The 7,060-nt window shown below is 67.3% G+C and carries 4 protein-coding genes and 2 pseudogenes; 4 read left to right on the forward strand and 2 right to left on the reverse strand.

The window, feature by feature from the left end; translation table 11 throughout:
* A pseudogene (locus VFA16_RS03400) lies at positions 1 to 423 on the forward strand (argininosuccinate synthase); the annotation flags it as partial.
* Complete coding sequence (argH, locus tag VFA16_RS03405) at positions 420 to 1,832, forward strand: argininosuccinate lyase (protein ID WP_324966463.1); 1,413 nt, start codon at positions 420 to 422, stop codon at positions 1,830 to 1,832. The pseudogene VFA16_RS03400 and the gene argH, both read left to right, overlap by 4 nt.
* Here argH and VFA16_RS03410 read toward each other — a convergent pair.
* Positions 1,829 to 3,601 carry an ABC-F family ATP-binding cassette domain-containing protein gene (locus VFA16_RS03410; protein WP_324966464.1) on the reverse strand — a complete coding sequence of 591 codons (1,773 nt, stop codon included), beginning with the start codon at positions 3,599 to 3,601 and terminating at the stop codon, positions 1,829 to 1,831. The two genes, argH and VFA16_RS03410, sit on opposite strands and share 4 nt — an antisense overlap.
* Before the next feature lie 166 nt (positions 3,602 to 3,767).
* Here VFA16_RS03410 and VFA16_RS03415 point away from each other — a divergent pair, with 166 nt between their 5' ends.
* Positions 3,768 to 6,698, forward strand: coding sequence for an acyl-CoA synthetase (locus VFA16_RS03415; protein ID WP_324966466.1), 2,931 nt, complete (start codon positions 3,768 to 3,770; stop codon positions 6,696 to 6,698).
* Positions 6,699 to 6,711: 13 nt separating this feature from the next.
* A complete protein-coding gene (locus VFA16_RS03420; protein WP_324966465.1) occupies positions 6,712 to 6,936 on the forward strand; it encodes a Trm112 family protein in 225 nt (74 codons plus the stop codon).
* On the opposite strand, the pseudogene VFA16_RS03425 reads toward VFA16_RS03420, so the two are convergent.
* Positions 6,902 to 7,060 (reverse strand): annotated as a pseudogene (locus tag VFA16_RS03425) (TetR/AcrR family transcriptional regulator); the annotation flags it as partial. The gene VFA16_RS03420 and the pseudogene VFA16_RS03425 overlap by 35 nt on opposite strands.

A 7,060-nucleotide genomic window follows, 5' to 3' on the forward strand; every position in this document is an offset into this window, starting at 1 on the left:
CTGGTCGGCATCAAGAGCCGCGAAATCTACGAGGCTCCCGGGGCGATGGTGCTGATCACCGCGCACACCGAGCTCGAACACGTCACGCTGGAGCGTGAACTCGGCCGGTTCAAGCGGCTGACCGATCAGCGCTGGGCCGAGCTGGTCTACGACGGCTTGTGGTATTCGCCGCTGAAGGCAGCCTTGGAGGCTTTCGTCGCCAAAACGCAAGAGCATGTGACCGGCGAGATCCGGATGGTGTTGCACGGCGGGCACATCGCGGTCAACGGGCGGCGCAGCCCGGAGTCGCTGTACGACTTCAACCTCGCTACCTACGACGAGGGCGACAGCTTCGATCAGTCCAAGGCGAAGGGTTTCGTGTACGTGCATGGGCTCTCGTCGAAACTGGCCGCCCGCAGGGACTTGCGTGCTGAAAAGCCATGAGTACTAACCAGGGATCGCTGTGGGGCGGGCGGTTCGCCGACGGCCCGTCCGATGCGCTGGCTGCGCTCAGCCGGTCCACCCACTTCGACTGGGTGCTGGCCCCCTACGACATCGCCGCATCCAAGGCGCATGCCCGGGTGTTGTTCCGGGCTGGGCTGCTTAGCGAGGAACAATGCGACGGGCTGTTGGTCGCGCTGGACCGCCTAGCCGACGACGTGGCCAACGGCAGGTTTGCGCCGCTCGACACCGACGAGGATGTGCACGCGGCGCTCGAGCGCGGCCTGATCGAGCGGGTGGGTCCTGATCTGGGTGGCCGGCTGCGGGCCGGGCGATCGCGAAACGACCAGGTGGCCACACTATTTCGGATGTGGCTGCGCGAAGCGGTAAGACGAGTGGCCGCCGGAGTGCTCGACGTCGTCGGCGCGCTCACCGAGCAGGCCGCTGCCTATCCAACTGCGATCATGCCCGGCAAAACCCACCTGCAATCCGCGCAGCCGATCCTGTTGGCCCACCATCTGCTCGCGCATGCCCATCCGCTGCTGCGTGACGTCGACCGGATCGTCGATTTCGACGAGCGCACTGCGGTATCGCCGTATGGGTCTGGAGCGCTGGCTGGGTCGTCGCTGGGCCTTGACCCTGATGTGGTTGCCGAAGAGCTGGCATTCTCGGCAGCCGCAGACAATTCGGTCGACGCGACTGCGGCTCGGGATTTCGCCGCGGAGGCGGCGTTTGTGCTCGCGATGATCGCCGTCGATCTGTCGCGGCTCGCCGAGGACATCATCATTTGGAGTTCAACGGAATTCGGGTACGTCACTTTGCACGACTCGTGGTCGACCGGCAGTTCGATCATGCCGCAGAAGAAAAACCCGGACATCGCCGAGCTGGCCCGCGGCAAGTCCGGGCGGCTGATCGGCAACCTGGCCGGGTTGCTGGCGACGCTGAAGGCACAGCCGCTCGCTTATAACCGCGATCTGCAGGAGGACAAGGAGCCGGTGTTCGATTCGGTGGCGCAGCTAGAACTGCTGCTGCCGGCCATGGCCGGACTGGTGGCTAGCCTGACGTTCAATGTGGAGCGGATGGCGGCGCTGGCGCCGGCAGGCTACACGCTCGCCACTGATATGGCGGAATGGCTTGTACGGCAAGGTGTTCCCTTCCGCGCGGCGCACGAGGCCGCCGGCGCGGCGGTGCGGATAGCGGAGCAGCGCGGCGTCGGGCTGGAAGAGCTGACCGACCAGGAGCTGGCCGCCATCCATCCTGCCCTGACCGGGGACGTCCGCCAGGTGCTGACGGTCGAGGGCTCGGTATCGTCGCGCGACGCCCGCGGGGGCACAGCGCCGATCCAGGTCGGCAAGCAGCTGGATAGCGTGCGCGACACCGCAGATCGGCTGCGACAGCAGCTGCGTCGCTAGCGTCTCTCCATCAGCTCGGAAAGCTCGAGCCAGCGGTCCTCCAACGCCGCGACGTCGTTTTCGAGCGCCAGCAACTCCTGCGTCAACCGCGTCAACCCGATGTGGTCGGACGGGTCGTGCTGGGCCAGGTCAGTGCGTTTACCAGCGATCTGGTCGGCCAGCCGCGCCAGCCGGCGCTCCAGCGCTGTCGCCTCCTTTTGCACCGCGCGCAGTTCAGCACCTGACGTCGTCTCGGACTTCGCGGCAGTGGCGGGACGCCGCTCACCGGCAGCCGCCGCCAGGTGTAGGTATTCGTCAATGCCGCCGGGCAAATGGCGCAGCTGGCCATGCAGAATCGCGTACTGCTGGTCGGTGATCCGCTCGAGCAGATATCGGTCGTGAGAGACCACAATCAAGGTGCCCGGCCAGGAGTCCAGCAGATCCTCGGTGGCGGCGAGCATGTCGGTGTCCACGTCGTTGGTGGGCTCGTCGAGCAGCAGCACATTCGGCTCGGCCAGCAACGTGAGCATCAACTGCAACCGCCGACGGAAACCGCCGGACAGGTCGCCCACCCGCGCGGACAGCTGCGCGCGGGAAAACCCCAGCCGCTCCAACAGCTGCGTCGGGCTGACTTCGCGGTCCGCGACCCGGTAGCCGCTGCGCAACCTGCCCACCAGATCGGCGACCCGATCACCGGCCGCCGCTGCCATCCCGTCGCCCTGCTGGTCGAGCATCGCCAGCCGAACCGTCTTGCCGCGTTTGACCCGCCCGCTGTCCGGCTGCACGGTCCCGGCGATCAGCGCCAGCAGCGTCGACTTGCCGGCACCGTTGGCACCAACGATGCCGGTCCGTTCACCCGGAGCGATCCGCCATTCGACGTCGCGCAGCACCGGCCGGCCGGCGAAGGAGACCGACACGTCGAGCAAGTCGATCACGTCCTTGCCGAGCCGCGCGGTGGCCAGCTTCGCCAGCTCCACAGTGTTGCGCAGCGGCGGCACATCGGCGATCAGTTGGTTGGCGGCCTCGACCCGAAACTTCGGTTTGGACGTCCGCGCCGCCGGCCCGCGGCGCAGCCAGGCCAATTCCTTGCGCAGCAGGTTCTGCCGTTTGGCCTCCGCTGCGGCGGCCAGCCGGTCGCGCTCGACGCGCTGCAGCACATAAGCGGCGTAACCGCCGTCGAACGGCTCGACCGTGCCGTCGTGCACCTCCCAGGTCGTGGTCGCCACCTCGTCGAGAAACCAGCGGTCGTGTGTAACCAGCAAAAGGCCACCGGTGTTGCGCGCCCAACGCTGCCGCAGGTGGCTTGCCAGCCAGGTGATCCCTTCGATGTCCAGATGGTTGGTGGGTTCGTCCAGGGCGATCACGTCCCACTCGCCGAGCAGCAGTGCGGCCAGCTGCACACGACGCCGCTGGCCGCCGGACAAAGCGGATAGCTCTGCATCCCAAGCAAAGTCGGACGCCAACCCATTGACCACCTCGCGGATGCGCGGGTTGGCGGCCCACTCGTGCTCCGCCCGGTCGCCGACCAGCGTCCGCCGGACAGTGCCGACGCGGCCCAGCGTGTCGGCCTGGCTCAACGCTCCGACCCGCAGCCCGCTGCGGCGAGTGACCCGGCCGGAATCCGGACGCAACTGACCGGTCAGCAAACCCAACAGACTGGATTTGCCGTCTCCGTTTCGTCCGACGATGCCGATGCGGTCGCCGTCACTGACCCCTAAACTGACCGACTCGAACACGACCCGAGTCGGGTACTCGAGGTGGACGTTCTCGGCCCCCAGCAGGTGCGCCACCGGCCCGACCCTAACCGGCTACGGCGGGGGCCAAAGCCGCGGGTCCACGCCCACAGATGTGCCATGATTGCCACGCTGTCAGGCCTGCCTGCAGCAGCGATACTTGATAGCGGAGGCGGTAGTGGATCTGAAACTGTCGGCGGTCACGCGGCCGGTCGAGCGTCTGATGGCCACGGCGCAGAACGGCCTGGAGGTCTTGCGGCTGGGTGGGCTGGAGACCGGCACCACGCCATCGCCGTTCCAGATCGTCGAGAGCGTGCCCATGTACAAGCTGCGGCGGTATTTTCCGCCGGACAGCCGCCCCGGCCAGCCGCCCGCCGGTCCTCCGGTGCTACTGGTGCACCCGATGATGATGTCGGCCAACATGTGGGACGTCACCCGCCAAGAAGGCGCGGTCGGCATCCTGCACGCCGCCGGGCTGGACCCATGGGTCATCGACTTCGGCGAACCGGACAAGGTCGAGGGCGGCATGCGCCGCACCCTGGCCGACCACATCGTCGCGCTGAGCCAGGCTATCGACACCACGACCGACGTCACCGGTCGCGATGTGCACCTGGCGGGCTATTCCCAAGGGGGCATGTTCTGCTATCAAGCTGCCGCATATCGCCACTCGAAAAACATCGCCAGCATTGTGGCGTTCGGGTCGCCGGTGGACACGTTGGCCGCGCTGCCGATGGGCGTTCCGCCCAACTTGGCCGCCGCGGCCGCCAATTTCATGGCCGACCATGTTTTCACCCGGCTGGCGATTCCAAGCTGGTTGGCGCGCACCGGTTTCCAGTTGATGGATCCGCTCAAGACTGCGAAAGCCCGCATCGATTTCCTGCGTCAACTGCATGACCGGGAAGCATTGCTGCCGCGCGAACCGCAGCGCAGGTTCCTGGAATCCGAGGGCTGGATCGCCTGGTCGGGTCCAGCAGTCTCCGAGCTGCTCAAGCAGTTCATCGCACACAACCGGATGATGACCGGCGGTTTCTCGATCAACGGCCAACTGGTGACCCTGACCGACATCACGTGCCCCGTGCTGGCCTTCGTCGGTGAAGTCGACGATATCGGCCAGCCGCCGGCGGTGCGGGGCATCCGGCGTGCGGCGCCGAACGCCGAGGTGTACGAATACTGCTTGCGGGTCGGCCATTTCGGGTTGGTCGTCGGATCGAAAGCGGCACAGCAGACCTGGCCGACCGTCGCGGCCTGGGTGCTGTGGATCTCCGGATCCGGTGACAAGCCGGCCGACATCGTCCCGATGGTCGAACAGCCGGTCGAACCCGCGCAATCCGGTGTGGCGCTGACTTCCCGGCTGGCGCACGGTGTCGGGGAGGCATCCGAGGTGGCGCTGACCCTAGCCCGCGGCGCGGCGGAGGCTGTCGTCGCAGCCAACAAATCGGTGCGGACCCTGGCCGTGGAAACCGTGCGCACAATGCCCAGGCTGGCCCGGCTCGGCCAGATCAACGACCACACCCGCATCTCGCTGGCCCGGATCATCGACGAACAGGCCCACGACGCGCCACAAGGCGAATTCCTGTTGTTCGACGGGCGCGTCCACACCTACGAGGCGGTTAACCGGCGCATCAACAACGTGGTTCGCGGCCTCATCGAAGTCGGTGTGCGGCAGGGCGACCACGTCGGTGTGCTGATGGAGACCCGGCCCAGCGCCTTGGTCGCCATCGCGGCGCTGTCGCGGCTCGGCGCGGTCGCCGTGCTGATGCGACCCGACAGTGACCTGGTCGCGGCAGCACGCATCGGCGGTGTCAGCCAAATCGTCACCGACCCCACCAATCTCGACACCGCGCGCCAACTCCCCGGCCAGATCCTGGTGCTCGGCGGCGGTGAGTCCCGCGATCTGCACCTGCCGGAGGACGCCGACGTCATCGACATGGAAAAGATCGACCCCGACGCCGTCGAGCTTCCCGCCTGGTACCGGCAGAACCCCGGACTGGCACGGGATTTGGCGTTCATCGGGTTCAGCACCACGGCCAGCGGCGAGCTCGTTGCCAAGCAGATCACCAACTACCGCTGGGCGCTCTCGGCGTTCGGGACGGCCTCCACCGCCGCGCTGGGCCGCGGCGACACCGTGTACTGCCTCACGCCGCTGCACCACGAATCCGGGCTACTGGTCAGCCTCGGTGGCGCGGTGGTCGGCGGTGCTCGCATCGCGCTGTCGCGCGGCCTGCAACCGGACCGGTTCGTCGCCGAGGTCCGTCAGTACGGGGTCACCGTCGTGTCCTACACATGGACCATGCTGCGCGAGGTCATCGACCATCCGGGGTCCGCGTTGCAGGGCTACCACCCGGTGCGGCTCTTCATCGGGTCGGGAATGCCGACCGGGTTGTGGCAACGGGTGATTGACACGTTCGCGCCCGCCCACGTCGTCGAATTCTTCGCAACCACCGATGGGCAGGCGGTGCTGGCCAACGTGTCCGGCGCCAAGATCGGCAGCAAAGGCCGCCCGCTACCCGGTGCCAGCCGCGTGGAGCTTGGCGCCTACGACGCCGACCACGACCTGATCCTGGAAGACGAGCGGGGCTTCGTACAGGTCGTCGACGCCGACCAAGTCGGGGTCTTGCTGGCCCAGCCCCGCGGGCCGATCGACCCGACCGCCTCAGTCAAACGCGGCGTATTCGCACCCGCCGATACCTGGATATCGACGGAATATCTGTTCCGCCGCGACCCCGACGGGGACTACTGGCTGGTGGGACGGCGCGGTTCGGTGATCCGCACTGCGCGCGGGATCGTCTACTGCGAGCCGATCACCGATGCGCTGGGCTTCATCACCGCCGTTGACCTCGCAGTGACCTATGGGGTGTCGGTGCGTGGCCGACAGGTGGCCGTGGCGGCCGTGACGCTGCGGCCAGGCGCCAACATCACCGCCGCCGATCTGACCGAGGCCATCGCCAAGATGCCGCCGATCGGTGTGGGACCCGACATCGTGCATGTGGTGCCCGAGATGACGGTGAGTGCCACCTACCGGCCCACCGTCAGCGGGTTGCGGGCAGCCGGAATACCCAAGCCGGGCCGCCAGGTGTGGTACTTCGACGCGGCGGGCAACCAATTCCGCCGGTTCACGGCAGCGGTCCGCACCGAGCTGTTCGGCACGCATTGATAGAGCGCTTGCGATGATCGACGAAACGCTGTTGAGCATTCTGGTCTGCCCCGCCGACCGCGGCCCGCTGCTGCTGGTCGACAAACCCGACGGCGCGGTGCTGTACAACCCGCGGCTGCGCCGCGCCTACCGCATCGAGGACGGGATCCCGGTGCTGTTGGTCGACGAGGCCACCGCGGTCAGTGACGACGAGCACGTGCGGCTCATGGCGCGGGCCAATCCGGCAGCTCCCCAGTGAGGTAGCGCTGCAGATTCGGCGCGATCGTGCGTGCAATCTGTTCGGGGGGCAGCGATTTGAACGGATCCAACTCCAGGACATAGCGCGCCATCACCACCCCCACCAATTGCGACGCGACGAACTG

Source organism: Mycobacterium sp., assembly GCF_035653355.1.
In the GTDB taxonomy this organism is placed as follows: Bacteria; Actinomycetota; Actinomycetes; order Mycobacteriales; family Mycobacteriaceae; genus Mycobacterium.

Bases quoted from the DNA above. Each gene is read 5' to 3' on its own strand.
- argH (WP_324966463.1), top strand. From the start codon at position 420: ATGAGTACTAACCAGGGATCGCTGTGGGGCGGGCGGTTCGCCGACGGC.
- VFA16_RS03415 (WP_324966466.1), top strand. From the start codon at position 3,768: ATGGCCACGGCGCAGAACGGCCTGGAGGTCTTGCGGCTGGGTGGGCTG.
- VFA16_RS03420 (WP_324966465.1), top strand. From the start codon at position 6,712: ATGATCGACGAAACGCTGTTGAGCATTCTGGTCTGCCCCGCCGACCGC.